The following is a 22,367-nucleotide window of genomic DNA, read 5'->3' as shown; positions in this document are numbered from 1 at the left end:
TCAAGTTTACTAAGGGTTTCTTATTTTTGCGCAATGCAAAGAGTGATTCGAAATTTTTCAATAGACAACCCAATTGAGTTTAAACATAAGCTATTTGGTTGGTCGAAACAATACGAAACTGCAGTTTGGTTAGACTCTAATAATTATCATCAGAAATACAATTCCTTCGATTGTGCTCTAGCCGTTGAAGAGTTTACGTCTATAAAAACAGATTATCATAATGCTTTTGACAAGCTAAAGGAATACCAATCTTTTACAAAAGACTATATATTTGGTTATATTTCATATGACGTTAAAAATGATGTTGAACAGCTATATTCAAATAATTTTGATGGGCTTCATTTTCCTGACTTGTTCTTTTTTCAACCTCAGAAATTAATTTTCATCAAAGGAAACACAGTAGAATTCCATTATTTAAGAATGATTGATGACGAATTAGAGGAAGACTTCGAAGAGATTTACCAAGCAAATCCAACACTTATTGACTACGAAAAAAGGGCGCCTAAAAACAACGATTCGGTTAAGATTAAATTGAGAATCCATAAAGATGAATACCATCAAAAGGTTACGAAAGTTCTAGAACATATTCATAGAGGTGATATTTACGAAGCCAATTTTTGTCAAGAATTTTATGTGGAAAATGCGATGATTGACCCTTATGATATTTACGCGCATTTAAATGAAATATCCGAACCTCCTTTTGCCACATTCTTTAGGAACGAAAACCAATATTTACTTTCGGCTTCACCTGAGCGATATATAAAAAAAGAGGGGAGTAAAGTAATATCTCAACCAATTAAAGGAACGGCTAAGAGACTTATTAACAAAATTGATGATGAAAAAATTGCCTTTGACTTATCAAGAGATGACAAAGAACGATCAGAAAACATTATGATTGTAGATTTAGTAAGAAACGACTTGTCGCGAACAGCTGAAAAAGGAAGTGTTAAGGTGGAAGAGTTATGTAAAGTATATTCATTCAAGCAAGTTCATCAAATGATCTCAACCATAACATCTACAGTTGATCCAACAACTCACCCAGTAGATGTTATTAGAGAAACATTTCCAATGGGAAGTATGACCGGTGCACCTAAAATTTCTGCTATGGAAATAATTGAAAATCTGGAAGAAAGTAAACGAGGATTGTACTCAGGAACTGTTGGTTACTTTACACCTGATGGAGACTTTGATCTTAATGTCGTTATAAGAAGTATATTGTACAATGAAGACAACAAATATGTTTCATTTTCTGTTGGTGGAGCCATTACAGCAAAATCAACGCCAGAAAAAGAATATGAAGAGTGCTTGTTAAAAGCGAAAGCAATGAAATACGTTCTACTCAATTCTTAAGTCTTTTTAAAAATATTTGATAAATCCTTTCATTTTAATTACATTGAAAAAGACAAGTAAACCAACTATTTAATCGATTACTATGACACGCGAAAACTTTACCTACCCATTTCATAAAACAACTTTTTTTGGACGATATTGGCAACCTGAAAGAGCAAAGGGCATTGTAGTTATAATTCATGGTATGGGAGAGCATTCAGGACGTTATGAACATGTTGCTTCAGAATTGGTGAAAAGTGATTTTGCAGTTATTGCCTTTGATCACTTTGGTCATGGAAATACAAAGGGTAAAAGAGGTCATAATCCAGGATACTCGTACGTGTTAGATAGTATCACAGAACTGGTTAAAAAGGCTGAAGAGTTTTTCGGAAAACTTCCTATCTTTTTATACGGTCATTCCATGGGTGGAAATGCTGTTATCAATTATGTACTAAGAAGAAAGAATAATATAGACGGAGTAATTGCCACAAGTCCTTTTTTAAGACTGGCCTTTGAGCCACCAGCTTGGAAGCTTTCTTTAGGAAAGTTCATGCAAAAAATTGCTCCTTCAATAACGTTGGGAAATGAATTAGACCCTAATGACATTTCTAGAGATCCAGTCGAAGTTCAAAAATACATTGAAGACCCGTTGGTTCATGACAAAGTGAGTCCTAATTTCTCATTAAGTTTTATTGATGCTGGGGAATGGGCTATTTCAAATGCGCCCTTATTAAAAATCCCCATGCTTATACTACATGGAACTGAGGATAAAATTATAGATCATAAAGGTTCGGAAGCATTTGCTAAGAATACTGATTTGGCTACTATTAAATTATATGAAGGGGGTTACCATGAGCTTCAAAACGATCTCTGTAAAGAAAAACTACTAACCGATATCACTCATTGGTTAAACGCACAAACATAAATTAAATGGAGCAAAAACTTGCACAGCACTTAACTTCAAATTTCCCCTTTTTAAATGACAAACACATATTGCTTGCCATTTCAGGAGGGATTGACAGTGTGGTTGCTGCTCACATATTAAAAAAACTCTCATATAATGTTTCACTTGCTCATTGTAACTTTCAGCTCAGAAATGAAGAAAGCGATAAAGATGAGCAATTTGTTATTAATCTAGGAAAAAAACTAAACCTTAAAACCTACACAACAAGGTTCAACACTTCGGAGTATGCTTTAAAACAAAAAATCTCCACCCAAATTGCGGCCCGAGAATTGAGATATAACTGGTTTGAGTCACTTATAAAAAAACATAATCTTGATTACCTTGTCACTGCTCATCATGCGGATGATAATTTAGAAACGTTTTTAATTAACTTTTCAAGAGGAAGTGGAATAGATGGTTTGACTGGAATTCCACAACAAAATGGTTACATTTTACGACCATTTTTGCAGTTCTCAAGAGAAGAAATTGCCGTTTACGCAGCTGAAAACAGCATTTTATGGAGGGAAGATGCCAGTAATTCCGAGACAAAATACCTTAGAAATAAGCTTAGACATACTATTATTCCTATTTTAAAGGAAATGAATCCCAGCATATTAAAATCATTTGGAAAGACTGTTGAATACTTAAAGCAAGGACAGCAAATTATTGAAGACAAAACGAAAGAAGTTTTCTCTGAAATAACTGATAAAGAAGAAGATACACTAAAAATAAACATTGAAAAACTTAAAAAACTATCTAACCCAAAAGCCTATTTATATCAAATTCTTCACCCTTATGGTTTTACAGAATGGAATGATGTAAATGCACTAGTTAATGCTGAAAACGGCAAATTAATTACAACAAAATCACATACTTTACTAAAAGACAGAGAATTTTTATTACTTTTACCACCTTATAAACTTACATCCCCTGAATCCCAGAAGTTTGCTATCAACAGCGACACTCTAACTATCTCAGAGCCTATAAGTTTGTTATTTAAAAACGTTCAAAAAACAGCATGTTTAGATAAAAATTCTATTTATGTTGATAAAAATTTACTAAATTACCCCCTGACTGTGCGAAAATGCAAAGCCGGAGACCTAATTTATCCCAAAGGAATGAAAGGGAAAAAGAAGGTTAGTAAATATTTAAAAGACGAGAAATTATCATTAGTAGAAAAACAAAATACATGGTTGCTTTGTTCCAATAAAAATGAAGTAATTTGGATTATTGGTAGAAGGCAAGATCGTAGATTTTTGCCTTTAGAAGGTTCAGCCAGTATTTTACAAATATGTATATATCAACCCCTGTAAACTATTATAGAATGAAAAAACTCATTACTCTGATTTTGTTTTTTATAGGTTTTGTTACTTTCTCCCAGACTGATGACGCGCCTTTAGAGGTAAATCCTACAGTTAAAAAAGTATCAGACACAGAATATGATTTGATCTTCGAGATTTCTATTGCCGAAGATTGGCATTTATACTCTCAATACAACCCAGAGGATGCTTCTTTGCCTATGACTATTTCTCCTGCGGAAGGAGAAGCTGGTTATACGTTAGTTGGAAAAGCTACCGAGAGTGAAACAGAAACTGAATTCAGTGAAATTTGGGGAAAAGATGAAATCTTTTTCGTAGATGAGGCAACACTTATACAACGTATTACTGTTCAAGACACTACATTAACAAAAATCACACTTAATCTTGATGCTCAAGTTTGTAAAGAGTATTGTTTACCTTTTGATGAAGACTTTACTTTTGCCTTTTCTTTAAAAGGAGGAGAAGTGGTTCAAACAGTAACTGAGATTGATGATAGAAGTAAATCATTATCTGAATCTTTAAAATTAGATTTAAAGAATGAAGTAATGTTAAAGAGTGAAGCTTCTGAGGAAACCGATAAAAAAGACAGTAGTCTTTTAAACATATTCTTACTTGGATTTGTTGGAGGTTTATTAGCTTTCTTAACTCCATGTGTATTTCCAATGATTCCATTGACTGTTTCTTTCTTTACGAAGAAAAATGAGAAAAAAGTTCAAAGTTCAGGAAATGCTATATTGTATGGTTTCTTTATCGTTCTTATCTATGGTTTATTAAGTTTACCATTCCATTTCTTAGACACATTAGATCCTGAAATATTAAATAATATATCAACCAATATTTGGTTAAATATTTTCTTCTTTGTTGTATTGGTGTTCTTTGCTGGTTCATTCTTCGGATTATATGAATTAACATTACCATCATCATGGACGAATAAAGCAGATAGTGCTTCTGGTATTGGAGGTGTTTTAGGTATTTTCTTCATGGCCTTAACATTAGCTATTGTATCTTTCTCATGTACTGGACCAATTTTAGGTTCGTTACTAGCGGGATCATTATCTTCTGATGGAGGAGCAATGTTATTAACTTCTGGAATGGTAGGATTTGGACTTGCCTTAGCTTTACCATTTGCTGTTTTTGCTAACTTCCCTAAATGGATGGCTAAATTACCAAGATCGGGTAGCTGGTTAAACACAGTTAAAGTAACATTAGGATTCTTAGAATTAGCACTAGCATTTAAATTCTTATCAAATGCTGACTTAGTTGGACACTGGAATATTCTTAAAAGAGAAGTATTTATCGGAATATGGGCGTTATTAGCTTTATTAATGGCTCTTTACTTATTCGGATTTATCGGTAAAAAATACGGTAAGGTTTCAATGTTCAGAGTTTTAATAGGACTTATGATTTTAGGAGTTGCCGTGTATTTAGCTCCTGGAGTTTTACAAAAACCAACTTGGGATCAAAGTAAATTATTGAGTGGATTTGCTCCACCTAAATTCCATAGTATCTATAAGCAAGGAGATAATCAATGTCCTTTAAATCTAGAATGTTTTAAAGATATTGATGAAGGTCTTGCACATGCAAGAGAAGTTAACAAGCCTGTTATTTTAGACTTTACTGGATGGGCATGTGTAAACTGTAGAAAAATGGAAGAGAATATTTGGAGTCAACCAGATGTTTACAAAATTTTAAGTAACGAGTTTGTTATTATTTCTCTTTACGTTGATGATCATCAAAGAATGCTTCCAAAAGAAGAGCAGTTTGATTACATCAAACCAAATGGTAAATTGAAGAGAATTAGAACCTATGGAGATAAGTGGGCTACATTACAAACGGCTAACTTTAAAATTGCATCACAACCGTTCTATGTTGCTTTAAGCCCAGACTTAGAGGTATTGAACTCACCAGAACAATACACTGATAAGGAAACTTATGAAAAGTGGCTAAAAACAAGTGTAGACCGTTTTAAAGAAATAAAATAATAATTGAATTATTTATATATAAAAAATGCCTCCATATGGAGGCATTTTATTTTTTTGTGCTAATCTATTGGACCACCGAAAGCACATTCACTTTCTGAACAATGTCTTCCCCAATCAAGACATACTTCACTCCAACGCGGTTTACATTGTTTTCTTCCTCCGTTAATTGTTACTTGCTCTGACTTTTTTAGTAGTTTTCCTAAACTAGAAATTTGGTTTTTCATAATGAAAAGTTTTAATGTAAGTTAATTTTCACCTAGACCCTTTAGAGACATTCTAGGTTTATGTCTATTTTTTATGGTTAGTTCTTTAAGAAGTGAAATATATTAGATTTCCAGCACTCTAACGTCAATCTAAATCCCCTTCAAATATTTTTTATCGATTACTTCTTGGAAAAAATCTTTTCTAACTTAGAAATTCGGATTTTCTTAATCTGAATATTACATACCTCCAAACTACTTTGAAGCATTATAAAAGCATGCATAATAGATTTTTTTGCTAGTTACATAACATAACTATCTATGTTAATTTGGACAACAATAGTTAAACGATAAGATCATTTAATTGTTACTTCAAAAAAGCCAAAAAAATATTAAATATTTCATAAATAATTTTGACGAGACAAAATCCGATTTGTTATAAATTCAAGAGTAGAATAAATTTAAAATTTCATTACCGCTATTTAATAATCTTTTTAAGCTGGTAGAAAAACCTTTCAATAAGCCTGAGATCTTCAGTAACAATATCTGCACTTCCTTGCATTTCCTGTTTGAAGTCTATTTTCTTATCATATGTAGTAACTAATTCCTTTGGCAATAAAACATCTATTAAATACTTACCTTCTGCATCTGGAACCGGAGAAATAGATTTAACTTTACCATTTAATTCACCAAACTCATCCGAAGGATAATTGAAGAGTTTGATTTGAACTTTCTGTCCTTTTTTAATTTTACCTGAATTCGCCGCAGGTGCTTTAATTTTCCCTATAAACGCTTCACTTTTGCCTGGAATAATTGTAAAAATTAAATCCCCAGCCTTTACCGTTTGGTTTTTATTCCAAAAAGATAAAAAAGAAACTTCACCATTGATCGATGACTTCAACGCATAGGCTTTTTCCCAGTCTTTAATAGCTTTTTTAAGATAAAGAAATGACTGAATAGCTTTCTTTTTTAAACGTGTATCATTCTGCGTTTTTTTAATGGAAGTGCCTTCCAAATTCTTTGCTGAATTATTAATTAACTCTCTCATCTGAGAAATAGAGCTTTCTAAACTCTTGTATGCACGCTTTGCCTGAAGATATTCTATCTCTTTTTGTTCTTTGTCCTTTTCAGAAATAACTCCCTCTTCAAACATTTTTCTACTTCTCTCAACATCTACCACTTTATATTCAAGTTCTTTCTTATTGAGCTCTTTTTGAGACAAAAGGTTTTGTAATCTAACCTTAGCCTCGATAACAGACATTCTATTTGCAAAAGTTTCTGACTTATATGGAGTTAATTTTTCATTTAAGACATATTCGGAGTAATCATTTTCAAATTGAGAAAAACTAGTTGTAATATCACCCAAAATTAATGGTGGTAACCTCTCTATAGGAAATTTAAATACCTCTTGATTAGTAGGGATCGTATCTACAACACTTTTCAACAATAAAACATCATGATATATAGAACTATTATCAATTACTGCTAATACATCTCCACTTTTCACTTTCTGTCCCTCTGTAGTCAAAAAAACCTCAAACTGACCTCCTGATTTTGCATAGATCTTTTCTGGAGGAGATGACGTAGTTACCATTACCTGAGTTGAAATTACATCAGGATACTTCACAAACCACGAAATAAACAACAACATCACTATTAACAAAAGTAAAAGCGTATTTCCCCAACGGATCATCCAGTTAGGAACATAACTAAGTATTTCTTGTACTTCTTCACTTCTTATTTCAATATCAGAATTATTCTCTGGCATAAAATCTTATTCTATTACTTTGCATTAATATTTCGTATCCTTTCTCTTCTTAAGCAACCTTACTTTCCTAAGTTCAATTGATTCTTAACTAAATGGTAATAACTTCCTTTCAGCTTAGTTAGCTCTTCATGATTTCCTTTTTCAATAATTTTACCTTTATCAAGCACTACTATTTGATGTGCATTTTTTACTGTACTCAATCGGTGAGCAATAACAACTGCAGTTTTATTAGCGAAAAATTTATTCAAATTTTGCATAATAACCTTTTCATTGTTAGCATCTAAAGCACTTGTCGCCTCGTCAAAAAACAAAAACTTCGGATTTTTATACACTGCTCGAGCAATAAATAGTCGTTGCTTTTGACCTGTACTCAAACCACTACCTTCACTTCCTATTTTTGTATTATAACCTAAAGGTAATCCATCAATATAATCTCTTATATTGGCAACGTTAATAGCATGATTCAGTTTCTCTTTATCTACATAATCTTCTCCTACAGCAATATTTTTGGCAATTGTATCATTAAACACATAACCTTCCTGCATTACCACTCCACAATTTCTTCTCCATTCTTGTTGAGAAATACTTTTTAAATTGAAGTTACCAACTGTAATATCACCACCATCAGTTTTGTAAAAACCAAGTAGCAATTTCATTAAAGTAGTTTTACCACTACCACTAACCCCAACGATCGCGGTTGTTTTATTTTCAGGAATTTCAAGTGATAAATTCTTAATAACTGGTTCTAGCCCTCCAGTATATCTAAAAGTAATATTTTTAAGATTTATTGGAACATTTTCAGGAATGACTCTTACTTTTTCTTCAGTATAATCTTCCTCCTCTTCCATATTATGAATTTCACCCAATCTGTCCAATGATATTTGAGCATCTTGAACATCTCTCATAAAGTTAATCAGCTGAACAATTGGACCATTCAGCTGACCAACAATATAACTTATTGCCATCATCATCCCTAAGGTAATCTGCCCATCAATTACCAATTTAGCTGATAGAATTGTAATAAACATATTCTTTAACTCATTGATAAAATTTGATCCTACACTTTGAGTTTGCTCTAACGCCAAACTCTTGGTAGCAACTTTAAACAATCGAGCTTGAACATATTCCCAATTCCAACGCATTCGCTTCTCGGCATTGTGAAGCTTAATCTCTTGCATTCCATTAATCAACTCTATTACCTTACTCTGCTCTTCACTTACTTGCGAAAACCTTTTGTAATCTAATTCTTTTCTCTTTTTAAAGAAGAAAAGAACCCATCCGAAGTATAAAACACTTCCCAGAACAAAAACACCAAAGATTTGCATGCTATAATAAGCAAGAACGATACTAAAAATAATAAGGTTAAAAAACGAAAACAACACCGTTAGAGACGACGTAGTAAGTATTCTTTCAATACGTTTATGATCATTTATTCTTTGTAATAAATCTCCTGTCATTCTAACATCAAAATAAGAAATAGGTAATTTCATTAATTTGATAAAGAAGTCTGAAATCAACGAAATATTTATTCTTGTACTTAGATGTAACAATATCCAACTTCGAATAATTTCTAAAGATGCTTTTCCTAAAAACAAAAACAGCTGAGCAAATAAAATAAGATATACGAAATTAATATCCTGATTTTTAATACCAACATCTACCACACTTTGTGTTAAAAAGGGCAGTATAAGTTGTAATAAACTTCCAGCTAAAAGACCAATAATAAGCTGAACTATAAACTTTTTATACTTTATTAAGTATTTAAATATAAACGAAAATCCAAATTTTTGATCTTGATCAAACTCTTCACTGTAAAATTTAGGCGTTGGCTCTACTAAAAGAGCGATTCCTTCTTCAGTGGTTTCGTCAGCATTATTACCTATCCAATTCTGAATGAACTCATCTTTGGAATAATTAATCAATCCATGTGCTGGATCAGAAATATAAACAGTATCTCTTTTTATTTTATATAGAACCACATAGTGGTTTTTGTTCCAATGCAAAATACAAGGTAATGGAGCCTCTTTTAGTTTGTTAAACGCCAGTTTAATACCCAGAGACTTTATTCCAATGGACTCTACAGCTTCACTTAATCCTAACAAACTGCTACCTTCACGTGTAGTTTCACTTAAATCACGAAGTTGTTGTGTATTTATGGTTTTACCAAAATGCTTTGCGATTATCTTAATACATGTTGGTCCGCAGTCTTTTGCTTCAGTTTGTTTATAGTTCGGAAATTTTTTCAAAAAATATAATCTTAATTACAATTGTTTAGTATGCTCTACAACAAATAGAAGGTCCCCATACTGGATGTGGATAATGTCCTCTTCTACAAGTTTCTTCAATATTAAAATAACCCGCTCTACATACAACATCTCCTCCACCTTGAATACTCTTTTGGTTATCTGAGGTTAATAATTTACCTAGGTTTGATATGTTTTTTTTCATAATTAATATAATTTGGTTAGTTATTGGGTGAACATTAGAGACACTCACCACATGTGTCTATATTTTATAAAATTATTACCATTGTTTACAACATGCCGCATGTCCTATCATAGGATCTGGATGTGGATGATAACCCCTTCTACATTCATCCAAAGGATTAATGTAGCAATAAGGTTCTCCAAATCCTCCTTGAATACTCCTTTGTGTCTCTGGAGTTAGTACTTTACCCAAGTTTGATATGTTTTTTTTCATAATTAATATAATTAAGTTTGGTTAAATAGGTGATTATTTGAGACACTCACCTATGTGTCTATATTATTCTGTTAAAGTCAATTCACCTATTTTAATACGGGAACTGTTCTTCACAACATATCGAATGCCCCACTCTAGGATCGGGAAAAGGGTACGTCCCTCTAGGACATGTACTTTCATGATTAGGATAGGCTCCTGGACATACAAATCCAAACCCTCCCTGAACGGTCTTTTGCACATCTCGGGGCAATGCTTTCCCCAAGCTTAATATGCTTTTTTTCATAATTAATATAATTTGGTTAGTTTACTGGATGAACATTAAAGACACTCACCCCATGTGTCTATTCCTCGCGAAAGAATCTTTTTATTTCTGCCTCATTGAGCCAGATGTATTTTACTAATTTGTAACTGCCGATTGTTCCTCAAGCTCCTCTATAAAGAATACTAAATCTGATCGATCATATTCTTTTGGAAATGATTTCCCGTTTACAAGAATTTCAGGAGTAAAGTTTATAGCATTTTCCTGACACCAATCTTTTTCTCTCTCTAATTCTTCAACGAATACAGCTTTTTGAGTACCCCAATTTTTCAGCCATATCTTAACATTCCCTCCCTCATAAATCTCTTGCATTGCTACTAAACAAGTCTCTTTACCTCTTTCATGGTATATTTGAATAAGACTACTTGTTATTTTAACTAAATCGCTTTCAACATCATTGGTATTCACGTTGAACCTTATCCTTACTTTAACAGCATCTGGATACTTCTGTAATATTTCTTCAATATGTTTATGAACAGGTTTACAATGACCACAAAACGGATTTGTTATAACAACTAACTCTAAATTGGCATCAGTATTTCCAAATACAATTTCTTGACTATCCTTTATCGTAGTATTTAAACTAGCCGATTTATTTAATAAACTCTGAAACAATCCAAAGTTTCTTTTGAATTTAGTAGATTTAACCTTTTCCTTTCGTAACTCAATTACTTCATTTAATATTGGTCTTAATTGAGTCCAACTAACTAGTAACGCCAATGAAATTATTCCGAAAAGTAACGTGCTATTAAGATCTAAAGAAAACTGAGGCGTCATAAAAAACGCTATCCCTGCTTGTAACCATAAAACACCTACAATGCTCAAACATAACAAGCACCATTTCTTTAAAACCGCATATTGATAATAAACAGAATATATAGTAACGGGTATAGAGGCGTAGGTAATAAGTAAAGCTAAATTCGGATTACCTATTTGAGCTAAGGTAAAAAGTACCATGACTCCAAAATAGACAATACTAAAATCACTTAATTTAAACCCTTTAATAATTTCAGCCCCTTTTGATGTTAGTACAGCATCGCAATCTTTCTTGTCATCTGTACCAGAACAAAAGGCTTCTCCAATTGAACTTTGCAAACCAAATTCTTGCTTCAAAATAGCAACACTAATAATAAATCCGATTCCAGAAAGTAATAGATGAAACACCCCTAAAACATTGCTGTAATTTCTAAAAATCAAAAGTCCTAAAAATCCAAACAAGAATGCATAAGCTGCATATTTCAAAGGCTTATTATTAGATTTTGAAACTGTTTGAATTGCATCTGTCTTTTCAACAGCAACTATGATTCCAGTAAATACTTCTAGAAAATCTTTTGAACTTTGTGTTTTCTTTTTTCCTTCGATATTGATTACTGTTACAAGATCTGCTGTTCTTTCAACCACAACAAGTTCTTCTCCATTTTCCGGAGATTTAACTTGAGCCAAAAAGACTTCAGGTAATTGTTCTAATATTTCTTCTGTTGCAGGAACTTCAGCCGCTACATTTTCAATATTAAAATGATCGAGAACTCCTGTAATTGCATGTAAACTTGGATAGGAAGGATGGCTTTCTATTTGGAAGTTTAACTCATCCTTGTCAAACGGTATTTTATTTTTTTTTAGTAGTAGTGAAACTAAAAAATTGAGCGATTTTTTCAATTTGGTATAGTTTAATAAGTATTAGCTTTTTCTTCAGAATTCCTAAATATAATACGTTCCATTCAAAAAATTGTTATTCTTTTCATAATTTTTATATCATAATAACTAATTTATCATAAAATAAACACATGTAAAATCCTCTAACATCCATAAAGTCAAACAGAAATACAACTCATATCTCTCAATTAAAGAACCAAAATCCCCATTAAGACAAGCTCTTCATCTCATCTAATCTTAAAGAGTAAAAAGCCAAAACATAAAACCAGAATAAATTACTATTTATTGAAAATTCAATACCTATTTTGGTAATTAAATAATTATTAAACACTGAATTTTAAATATGCGTAAAAATCGTCATTGGACTATTATTTCCCCTAGTATTCTATTATCTTTATACAACTCACCAAACTAAAACTGAACCAACTACTTAGAATAAATAGAAAAACGTTATTAAATTTTTCTTTTATGATGAATTTATACGCAAAAGAACCAACGGTAGTTTTGGTAGGAGCAGGTCCAGGAGATCCTGAATTGCTAACATTAAAAGCAATCAAAGAATTAAAAAAAGCGAAAGTTGTATTGTACGATTCTTTAATCGATACATCTATTTTGGAATATGCTGAAAATGCCGAAAAATTTTTCGTTGGAAAACGAAAAGGCTACCATTCTTATTCTCAAGATGAAATCAATACACTTTTATTAAGGTGTGCTATAGAATACAACTATGTAGTACGATTAAAAGGAGGTGATCCTTTTGTATTTGGACGAGGAAAGGAGGAGATTACTTTTTTAGAATCTCACGGAATAAAAACATCTGTTGTGCCTGGTATCTCATCTGCAATTGCTGCTCCGGGAAGTATTGGAATTCCTGTTACTCAACGAGGTTTTACAGAAAGTTTTTGGGTAATCACTGGGACAACTTCTAATGGTGAAATCTCGAAAGACATAGAATCTGCCGCTACATCAAAAGCTACAGTAGTCATTTTAATGGGAATGAGTAAACTGAGTCAAATCATTTCCATTTATAAATCAAATAACAGAAGTAACTATCCAATTGCTATTGTTCAAAATGGTACTAAGAGTGAAGAAAAACATATTACGGGAACAATTGAGACTATTGAAAACATAGCAAATGAAGAGCAAATCTCAACTCCTGCTGTTATCATTATTGGTGAGGTTGTAAAGAGCTATGAGTCTGTAGTTAACTGCGTCAACCAGTGCTTTCTCGAAGATGAATTCGTATATCAAAACTTAAATATCGAACCACAATATGAGTAAAAATGAATTGTACCCCATATTCTTAAAAGTTAATGCACTAAATATCTTAATTGTGGGAGGAGGTAATGTTGGACTAGAAAAACTGTCCTTTTTGTTAAAGTCAAGTCCTAACGCAAATGTTGAAATCGTTTCTATAGAGTTTCTACAAGAACTTGAAAGTTTTGCAAGTAAGTTCCCTAACGTAAAACTTACTAAAAAAGCCTACGACATCTCTGACTTAGAAAACAGACACTTTGTAATAGGATGTACAGACAACTTGGAAGTGAACTTACAGGTTAACAAAGAAGCAAAAGCCAAGAATCTTCTAGTAAATATTGCTGACACCCCTGATCAATGTGATTTTTATATGGGAAGTATCGTTACCAAAGGACAAGTAAAAATAGCAATATCAACCAATGGAAACTCTCCAACAACTGCCAAACGTTTAAGACAGTTTCTTGAAGATGTGATTCCTGAAAACGTTAATGAAATGGTGATGAACCTAAACGAATATCGTAAAACATTAAAAGGAGATTTTGAAAGTAAAGTCGCAGCTATGAACGAAATAACAAAACCACTTATAAAAAAACTCAAGAAAAAATAACACCTATTGCAGTAGACCTCTTTTAGTTTATTTTTTTGAGTACTATTTTCTCAAAACTATCCTTACTCGACTCACACAACGGGCATTTGTAATTTTCATCCAAGTTTTCAAAAGGTGTGTTTGGAGGGATATCTTGTGCTTTATCACCATACTGCTCTTCATATACCGATTGACAATGCTTACATTGATATACTTCAACCTCCTCGTTACTTTCTTCTACTTTGGTATATTCCACTTCTTTTTCAGATCCTAACTGCTCAAAGTACAACCTACTTAATTCAATTAACAAATCTGGTAATTCTTCTTTATCGACTTCCCTTACATTGGTAAGGTACTCTCTGGTATTTGGATCAAAATTCTTAGCATACAATAAATTATAAGTGCTTCTCATATTGAACTCCTTTAACTCTTCTGGAACTTCATTTTTTTCAATAACAATAGAGGTGAAATAATAAGAAGTTTTTGCATAATCGGTTATCCCAAAAGTTAAACCATAGGTACTAATATCATTCTTATCAAAATTGCGTACTAGGTACTTTTTTAGTTCCAATGCCTCAGAATTCCCAACTGGAATATGCCAATTTAGTTCTAACATGGAATGCCTAACATTAATCCCAAATCTCCCCAAAAACTTCTCCCAATCAAGTTTTGTATTACTAGGAATATCTTTTACTATGAAAGACTTCCACGGAGTAATTGATATTTTTCCAATTTTACATTCAAAGCACAAATCACACATTGCCTTTAAAAAGGCTAAATCATATTTATTATTTCTCCAATACAGCCCTAACCAATACTTATCATTTCCTATTCGATTCATTCCTTCATAATATGGGAATGGATGAAATGGAACTTGTAAAGGTTCATCGATCGTTCGATTATTTGTATCCATACTATGATTTACCAAATCAAAAACCAAATCAATAGTATCGAGTTCTTCTTTTAATAAATCTTCAATAATTCTGGCTACTTTTTCCATATCCCAGCTATAAATTAAAGCCGGATATATTTCAATGTCGTTCCAATAAGGAAGCCTAACATACAAATACCAATAATCCTCATGAGGTGATGCTATAAAATTAAGATGTCCAGTAAATAAAGGAACCAATCGCTGCTTAGGATCTGTAATATTTATTTTTAATTCGGAAGCATATCTAAATTGCTCTAAAACGTATAAATATTTATCACTGGTTAACCAAGGAGTACTTGAAAATATATCGGCACATACATACGACGACATGATATTCTCAGCTTTCGCATTTTCTTCATTCACTACCTCAAATCCTGCCACTTCCGTTAAAGTAATAGTACGTTCCTCTGGAAATAAAATATCTTGCCTAGAACCGAAAGAAATCGTCTCGAACCCCAATTCTTCTGAAGTTTCACAAATCTCTTTCAATTCCGATGGTGAAAGAACACCTCCTTTTATAATTAATCTTGATAACTGAGTCATTACGCCAATTGTTTTTCTCTGTTAAATATCTCCCTAACTTCTGTTTTGCAACTTCCACACCCAAGACCAGCTCCTGTTTCTTTACATAAATCTGAAAAGCTATTACATCCATTTTTAACGGCTTCGGCTAAATTACCTTCACCAACCTGACTACATGAGCAAATTAATTTTCCTTTTACAGGCTGAGCATTCGAAGTATTTCTTAATAACAAATTGCGCTTATCAGACAGCTCAATTTTACCTTCAATTAAACTTTTAAACTCAGCAAATTCATTCTTATCTCCAACCATGATCGCCCCTATCAGCAAATCATCTTTAATAATGCATTTCTTATAATATCGTTTGCTCATATCTGTAAAAACAATCTCTTCATAGCCCTCTTTATTTTCAGGAAGTATTATATCTCCAATACTGCATAAATCCAAATCGCTAAACTTCAAAATATTCATCGCTACTGATCCCTTATAAATACTACTGATATCTCCTAAAATGAAATTTGCCAAGATGGCCGCCTGTTCTTCAGCTGCTGAAGTAATTCCTAATAGTTTGTTTTTAAACTCAGCGATTTCACCAATGGCAAATATGTTTGGATCAGAAGATTGTAAGTATTGATTTACCTTAATACCGCGACCGCAAACTAACCCAGCAGCTTTTCCTATTTCAATATTAGGACGTGTTCCAATAGCGTATACAATAGCATTTGAAGAAAATGTTTTACCACTCTTTAAAGTAATCTCAAGCTCTTTATCGCTTTCTCCATCAAAAACAGTACTTACCTCATTTGAAAAGTATACCTGAACCCCCAATTCTTCAACATGCAAGGCTAGTAACTTTCCAGAAATCTCATCCAACTGTCGTTCCATTAATCGAGATGATCTTTGAACAAGTGTAATATCGATATTTCTATGTTTTAAAGCAGCCGCTAACTCCAATCCTAACAAGCCACCTCCTACGATAGTCACATGCTGATTATGCACTGGAACTTTAGAAGACTCAAGGTGGTTTTTAAAGCGATCGGCATCTTCTTTACTTCGAATGGTGAATCTGCCTGATTGATCCAATTGAACATCTTTTGGCACAAAAGCCCTACTTCCTGTTGCTAGTATTAACTTATCATAACTATGCTTTTTACCATTACTATCCGTAACTATTTTGTGAACTCGATCAATACTCTCTATCACCGTACCGTCATAAAGATCTATTTTAAGCTTTTTAAGTTCTAATTCTTTTATCTTTTGAAGTTGCTCCCAAGAAAGCTCTTCAGTTACATATTCAGGTAACAAAACACGATTGTAAAACGGATTTAACTCTTTTGAGAATACCAGAATTTCATCTGTTTCGTTGTGATCTCTATAATTCTGAACGAACCTAAAAGCAGCCGCTCCAGCCCCAACAACAACTATTTTCTCTTTTGCTTTTTTGTACTTAGCAACCGAAACTCTTGTGTATTTAAAATCTGGTTCCTTTGAAATCGGATCCACCAACGTATTGGTTAAATTATTCGCTCGGTTTAAATCATTTTCGAGCTGTTTTCCCCAGTGCATTGGTAAAAAAACGACATCATACTTTACGTTGTTTGTTACCTTCGCTCTCACTCTTACAACGCCGTTCTCACTTTTTACCTCGACAACATCTCCTTCTTTAATATTCCTAGAATACGCATTGGTTTCATTAATTTCTAATACAGGATTGGCATAGTGTGTTTTTAACCTCGACACTTTTCCAGTTTTCGTCATCGTATGCCATTGATCCCTGATTCTACCTGTAGTCAAGATTAAAGGGAATTCGGTATTTGGAGGCTTCGAAGTATTTTCAACAACCTTGGGAATATTAAAAATTGCTTTTTTAGAAGGTGTGAAGAAAACTTTATCTTCAAATAAACGAGGCGTTCCTTTATGCCTGAAAGCGGGCACTGGCCATTGAAACGTGCCTTCATGTTTTAAACGTTGATAATCCAAATACGAAACATCAATATTGGTTCCTTTTGTCATTAGCGCATACTCCTTGTATATTTCACTGGTTGAATTATAATTAAAACCATCAAACCCCATTTTATTGGCAAAATCACATAGAATTTCAACATCAGGTCTCGCTTCTCCTGGAGCTTCAATTGCTTTTGGCAAATACGAAATCCTTCTTTCAGAATTTGTCATGGTTCCTTCCTTCTCTAACCATGAAGCAGCTGGAAGAATTAAGTCTGCATGCTCTAACGTATCCGCATTTTTTGAAATATCCTGAACAACAACAAACTTTGCTTTTTTCAGTGCTTTTTCTATTTTATTTGCATTCGGCATGCTTACCATAGGATTTGTACAAACAATCCATATTGCTTTCATTTTGCCACTTTCCAAGGCATCAAACATTTCAGTTGCTGTAAAACCAGGTTTATCAGATATTTTTCCAGAATTCCAGAATGCCTGTACATCCTCCCTATCCTTTTCATTGAATAAATTCTTATGAACTGCCAATAAATTAGCCATTCCACCGACTTCTCTTCCTCCCATCGCATTTGGCTGACCTGTAAGTGAAAAGGGACCAGAACCAGGCTTACCAATATGTCCTGTTATTAATGATAAATTAAGTAAAGAATAGTTCTTATATGTACCCACAGAACTCTGATTTAATCCCATTGCCCACATACTAATAAAGCCTTTTGCATTTCCGATAAGATCAGCTGCTTTCTTGATTTCATCAACCATAATACCACAAAGTTCAGCAGCCTTTTTTAGCGATGTTTTTTGAACATGTTTTTTATACTCTTCAAAATGTTCCGTGTGGTTCTTTATAAAGTTCTTATCAATTTTTCTTTTATCAATCAGTCTTTTCCCGATAGCATTATTCAGAATGATATCCGTTCCAGGAAAAATCTGTAAGTGTAAATCAGCAAAGTTAGCCGTATCCGTTTTCCTTGGATCGACAGAAATTATTTTAACATTCGGATTTTCACTTTTGTGCTTTTCAATTCTTCTAAACAAAATAGGATGGCACCATGCAGGATTCGCTCCTGAAATAAGAAAACAATCCGCTAACTCAATATCATCATAAGAAATAGGCACCGAATCTTCACCAAACGTTTTTTTATAACCAACTACAGCAGAACTCATACAAAGTCTGGAATTTGTATCGATATTATTAGTTCCTAAAAATCCTTTTGTTAGTTTGTTTGCGATGTAGTACTCCTCCGTAAGACATTGACCCGACACATAAAACCCGACACTATCAGGTCCGTATTTTCGAATCATTGTTTTAAAAACACTCGCAGTACGATTAAGAGCCACATCCCAAGAAACCCTTTCAAGAGGATGATTTTTACTCCATTTCATTTCTGGATATAAAAGACGGTCGGAAGTATCTTTTGCCACATAATGCAAATTCATTCCTTTTGAACAAAGCATCCCTTTATTAACAGGATGGTCTTTATCACCTTCCACTTTTAAATTATTGCTTGCATCTTTTTTTACGACAATTCCACAACCGACACCGCAATATGAACAGGTAGTTTTTATTTCATTTTGCTGCAAAACACTTATTATTTATTTGTTACTCCCCCATTTATAAGTAGTAAAAATAAGTATATCTAAGTATTTTTTACGTATCCAAACAAAATAATAAAACTGATAATCAAACTTTTATCAAATCCTTAAATACGATACTTTAAAGTATTTAAAATGAAAAAAAAGGTGGGTATTTTTGAGGTATTCAAATACTCAATTACAGATTTAGCTCTGCTGCTTTATTCGACAACTCTGTTAAGTTCTTAACTTTCAACTTTTTCATTAAATTAAAACGATGAACTTCCGTTGTTCTTTTACTTACTTCAAGTTCAGTAGCAATTTCTTTATTACTTTTTCCAGACAATATTAACTTAAGAATTTGCTTTTCTCTTTTGGTCAAATGATACACATTATCATCCTTATCCTTTATGAGCTTTTTCTTATTTCTTTCTTTTCCTAAATTATTTATGATAATCGAGGAAACATCTCCCGTGAAGTATTTTCCTCCCGAAGCAATTGTATGCAAAGCCTTTACAAACTCATCTTTACTCGATCCTTTTAATAAGTATCCATCCGCACCAGCTTCAATAGCATCTAATACATATTCTTCAGAATCATGCATTGAAAGCATCATGGTTCTAACATTTATAGTAGCTTTCTTAATCTCCCTGACCACTTCAATACCACTCATTTTTGGCATCTTTATATCCACAATAAGTATATCTGGAACCTTGTCTTTTAAAATCTCCAAAGCTTCCAAACCATTAGAAGCCTCATCGATAACATTAAGTCCATCTTCTTCTTTTAAAATAGACTTGATTCCATCTCTAACTAATATATGATCATCAACAAGAATAATATCCATATGCTTACGGTAGTTATAATATTACTTTACAAAAGTACTTATTTATTTGAAGTAAAAATACGTAATTTAAATTGGGATGTTCAAAGTGATTCTCGTTCCGTTTTCTTTTGAAGAATTGATAAATATTCGTCCATTTACATATTTCATGCGTTCTTTCATAAATATCATTCCCATTCCTTCGGACACATTTTTACCCTTCACTTCATCGGTGTTAAACCCAGTACCATTATCATCAATAATAATACTTAACAATTTTTCGCTATGAGAAACAGCCACAATAATATGGCTCGACCCTGCATACTTAATAGCATTATTGACAGCCTCTTGAACTACTCTATAAATATTAATTTCAACCAAAGAGTCTAATCGCATATCAAAATTAGTTTTGTTATAGAAGACCACCTCTTTATCTGTATATTTGTTTAGTTCTTTTGTTAGCTTCACTAAGGCAGGAACCACACCGTAGTCACCAAGTTCAGGAGGGGTAAGATTAAAGGTAGCCGTTCTAACTCCTTTAATAATATTGACTACCAACTCTTTTAAGTATTCGATTTTGGTACTAGTTTTATCAACATGCTCTGGATTGATACTTTCCAAATTATACTTTAACCCAGTAAGCATTTGACCAATTCCGTCATGCATATCTTTTGCAATACGATCCTGTTCCTTTTCTTGATTTTCTATAATCTTACTCGTGATTACCTTCTGTTGATTCATTTTCTCCTCATAGCGTTCATTCGTAAGGTTTTCGAGATCGATTTGTGCTCTTTTTCGTTTTGTTATATCTGAAGCGACTATTAAAAACTCAGACTTTTCATAATTTCCTTTAAAAGGAATTATATGCATTTCCAACCATGCATCTTCGTTATTATTTTTGGTTACTTTAACCTCTCCTTGCCATCCCGACCTGTTATTATTTGAAGCTAAAATCGTATCTATGGTTTCTCTTTCTGATTTAACAGTGGAAATGATTTCAGAGAAATACAATCCCTTTGAAAACTTAGACATTTTGAAAAACTGAGAAAACTTATCTCCCACATGGATCACAGTACCGTCAGTTTTTACTCTGGCAAAAAGCAATGTTTTATCTATTAAATCATTCAATTTTCGTAGTTCGTATACTGAATTTTCATTTTGTTCTCTAAGTAAATCAGCATCAGCTGCAAGCTTCAAAGCGTCCGATTCAGAACGCAATAATTTTGCTATTACCTTTTTTACAAACTTAGCGGAAGGCCAAAAAATAAAAACCAATTCTCCCAAAAGCAACATTAAGGTAATAATCATTATTAACAGCTCTAAATTCCTTAGAGCAGCTACCTTTTTATCTGCCTCTAAATCGTATTGATTTACGATTTTATCCATCAAAATAAGAAAATCACTTTCGTTTTTCCTGACAATAGCAACATCGGTATGTAGTTGAATATCTTGAGAATTATCTTTCTTTTTTGTAGCTAAAATTATTTCCTTGGAAGCCTTGACTATCTTTTCATAAAAAGGGGTAATTGCTTGAAACATTTCAGAAACCTCTTGACTATTAACTCCTGAAAGTTCCGAATCGAGACTCCTATTTTTCAATTGTTGGTGAGATTCTATCCAAAGATTTAAGGTGTTTTTCAGCGTATTTCCGAGTAAAACTCTTTCATCATAATCTTCCTCATGAGAGATCAAGACGGCTTCTTTCGTGAGCTTTTGGCTCAACATCCTTTGTCTACCAGCAATATTAATTACAGCCGAATCATTTTGCTGATCATTTAAAAAGTCACGAATAATAAACTGACTTACAACAATAGATACTGCAATAGTAGAAATAGCAATTAAATATAATCGCTTTAATTTTTTAAAAACATCTTGGTCAATATGTAATTTAACTTCAGAAGTTTTGTTAAGCTCCATTGAGTGCTGTTTTTACTAACCTACCTGCTCTCTCCGACAGAGTAATTTGAAATGCTAAGTCATGACCGATAGAAGACATTTTTTTCCATGTTTTCTGCAAAATATCGACCACTTTTTCATCAGTATGCTTACTCATAAATTCTTCTAAGTAATTTTCAAGAAAAACTAAACAAACAACATCTTCTAACATTTGTGATTCTTCATCCTTTTTCAAAGACTTCTTCTGAATCAAAAAAGAGACTCTTTTGATAAAATCTTCTTCATATCCAACTTCATGAAGAATATCACTAGCTATTTCAGAATGCATCTTCTTTAAATCATTTCTCCATTTAAAATATCCAACACGGTCCATTGGATAACTACTTCTTTCAATTTTCCAACGACAAATATGTTGTGCTCTAATCGCAAGCTGTAATTCCTCTGATGCCTTCGGTTCGACCTCCAAAAGCTTCGCTGTCATCCTTTGAGAATACAGTAGCTCTTTCGCTATTGATTCTCCTTCGAATGTTGTTTTATTCGGATCTTCAGCATTATGGGTATCGATAATTTCTATGGCTTTGTTGAATTTTGTTTGCACGGCTTACG

General features: G+C 32.8%; 18 protein-coding genes. 6 read left to right on the top strand and 12 right to left on the bottom strand.

Going from position 1 to position 22,367, the window contains the following annotated elements:
• The first annotated feature begins 33 nt into the window (after window positions 1-33).
• The 4 genes from pabB (at window position 34) to ACKTTV_RS00885 (ending at window position 5,573) form a co-directional block, all read left to right on the top strand.
• The gene (gene pabB, locus ACKTTV_RS00900) at window positions 34-1,350 is read left to right on the top strand and encodes an aminodeoxychorismate synthase component I (protein ID WP_408028920.1); all 1,317 of its coding nucleotides are present in this window, start codon (window positions 34-36) and stop codon (window positions 1,348-1,350) included.
• 82 nt (window positions 1,351-1,432) lie between these two features.
• Window positions 1,433-2,254, top strand: a complete 822-nt coding sequence (locus ACKTTV_RS00895) for an alpha/beta hydrolase (RefSeq protein ID WP_408028919.1) — start codon at window positions 1,433-1,435, stop codon at window positions 2,252-2,254.
• Window positions 2,255-2,259: 5 nt separating this feature from the next.
• Window positions 2,260-3,585 (top strand): tRNA lysidine(34) synthetase TilS, encoded by a 1,326-nt coding sequence (gene tilS / locus ACKTTV_RS00890; protein WP_408028918.1) that lies wholly within the window; start codon window positions 2,260-2,262, stop codon window positions 3,583-3,585.
• An 11-nt stretch (window positions 3,586-3,596) separates the two neighbouring features.
• Window positions 3,597-5,573: a protein-disulfide reductase DsbD family protein gene (locus ACKTTV_RS00885; RefSeq protein ID WP_408028917.1), complete on the top strand. Its 1,977-nt coding sequence runs from the start codon at window positions 3,597-3,599 to the stop codon at window positions 5,571-5,573.
• Between the two features lie 59 nt (window positions 5,574-5,632).
• Here ACKTTV_RS00885 and ACKTTV_RS00880 read toward each other — a convergent pair whose 3' ends face one another.
• From ACKTTV_RS00880 to ACKTTV_RS00850, 7 genes are all read right to left on the bottom strand, one after another.
• Window positions 5,633-5,797, bottom strand: coding sequence for a hypothetical protein (locus ACKTTV_RS00880; RefSeq protein ID WP_408028916.1), 165 nt, complete (start codon window positions 5,795-5,797; stop codon window positions 5,633-5,635).
• Window positions 5,798-6,251: 454 nt separating this feature from the next.
• Window positions 6,252-7,541, bottom strand: a complete 1,290-nt coding sequence (locus ACKTTV_RS00875; protein ID WP_408028915.1) for an HlyD family secretion protein — start codon at window positions 7,539-7,541, stop codon at window positions 6,252-6,254.
• 59 nt (window positions 7,542-7,600) lie between these two features.
• Complete coding sequence (locus ACKTTV_RS00870; protein WP_408028914.1) at window positions 7,601-9,787, bottom strand: peptidase domain-containing ABC transporter; 2,187 nt, start codon at window positions 9,785-9,787, stop codon at window positions 7,601-7,603.
• 25 nt (window positions 9,788-9,812) lie between these two features.
• Window positions 9,813-9,989 (bottom strand): hypothetical protein, encoded by a 177-nt coding sequence (locus ACKTTV_RS00865; RefSeq protein ID WP_408028913.1) that lies wholly within the window; start codon window positions 9,987-9,989, stop codon window positions 9,813-9,815.
• A 75-nt stretch (window positions 9,990-10,064) separates the two neighbouring features.
• Complete coding sequence (locus ACKTTV_RS00860; protein ID WP_408028912.1) at window positions 10,065-10,241, bottom strand: hypothetical protein; 177 nt, start codon at window positions 10,239-10,241, stop codon at window positions 10,065-10,067.
• Window positions 10,242-10,332: 91 nt separating this feature from the next.
• Window positions 10,333-10,524 (bottom strand): hypothetical protein, encoded by a 192-nt coding sequence (locus ACKTTV_RS00855; protein WP_408028911.1) that lies wholly within the window; start codon window positions 10,522-10,524, stop codon window positions 10,333-10,335.
• Window positions 10,525-10,638: 114 nt separating this feature from the next.
• Window positions 10,639-12,216 carry a vitamin K epoxide reductase family protein gene (locus tag ACKTTV_RS00850; protein WP_408028910.1) on the bottom strand — a complete coding sequence of 526 codons (1,578 nt, stop codon included), beginning with the start codon at window positions 12,214-12,216 and terminating at the stop codon, window positions 10,639-10,641.
• A gap of 465 nt (window positions 12,217-12,681) precedes the next feature.
• On the opposite strand from ACKTTV_RS00850, the gene cobA reads away from it, so the two are divergent.
• Both cobA and ACKTTV_RS00840 read left to right on the top strand, forming a co-directional pair.
• On the top strand, window positions 12,682-13,494 hold the full coding sequence (cobA, locus tag ACKTTV_RS00845) for a uroporphyrinogen-III C-methyltransferase (RefSeq protein ID WP_408028909.1): 813 nt from the start codon (window positions 12,682-12,684) through the stop codon (window positions 13,492-13,494).
• Entirely contained in the window at window positions 13,487-14,077 is a 591-nt protein-coding gene (locus ACKTTV_RS00840) for a precorrin-2 dehydrogenase/sirohydrochlorin ferrochelatase family protein (protein WP_408028908.1), read from the top strand. Before cobA ends, ACKTTV_RS00840 begins: the two co-directional genes overlap by 8 nt.
• A 22-nt stretch (window positions 14,078-14,099) precedes the next feature.
• On the opposite strand, the gene ACKTTV_RS00835 is transcribed toward ACKTTV_RS00840, so the two are convergent.
• From ACKTTV_RS00835 to ACKTTV_RS00815, 5 genes are all read right to left on the bottom strand, one after another.
• The gene (locus tag ACKTTV_RS00835; protein ID WP_408028907.1) at window positions 14,100-15,530 is read right to left on the bottom strand and encodes a rubredoxin; all 1,431 of its coding nucleotides are present in this window, start codon (window positions 15,528-15,530) and stop codon (window positions 14,100-14,102) included.
• Window positions 15,530-19,051, bottom strand: a complete 3,522-nt coding sequence (locus tag ACKTTV_RS00830; protein WP_408028906.1) for a molybdopterin-dependent oxidoreductase — start codon at window positions 19,049-19,051, stop codon at window positions 15,530-15,532. Before ACKTTV_RS00830 ends, ACKTTV_RS00835 begins: the two co-directional genes overlap by 1 nt.
• Window positions 19,052-19,241: 190 nt before the next feature.
• Window positions 19,242-19,889 (bottom strand): response regulator, encoded by a 648-nt coding sequence (locus ACKTTV_RS00825; RefSeq protein WP_408028905.1) that lies wholly within the window; start codon window positions 19,887-19,889, stop codon window positions 19,242-19,244.
• A gap of 66 nt (window positions 19,890-19,955) precedes the next feature.
• Complete coding sequence (locus ACKTTV_RS00820) at window positions 19,956-21,782, bottom strand: PAS domain-containing sensor histidine kinase (protein WP_408028904.1); 1,827 nt, start codon at window positions 21,780-21,782, stop codon at window positions 19,956-19,958.
• A complete protein-coding gene (locus ACKTTV_RS00815) occupies window positions 21,772-22,359 on the bottom strand; it encodes a DUF4202 domain-containing protein (protein ID WP_408028903.1) in 588 nt (195 codons plus the stop codon). The genes ACKTTV_RS00820 and ACKTTV_RS00815 overlap by 11 nt, the downstream gene beginning before the upstream one ends.
• Window positions 22,360-22,367 lie beyond the last annotated feature (8 nt).

Origin of the sequence: Tenacibaculum xiamenense (genome assembly GCF_964513065.1) — a bacterium.
In the GTDB taxonomy this organism is placed as follows: Bacteria; Bacteroidota; Bacteroidia; order Flavobacteriales; family Flavobacteriaceae; genus Polaribacter; species Polaribacter xiamenense.
The sequence above is the reverse complement of the archived record's forward strand: the minus strand, read 5'-3'. Positions and strand labels throughout refer to the sequence as shown.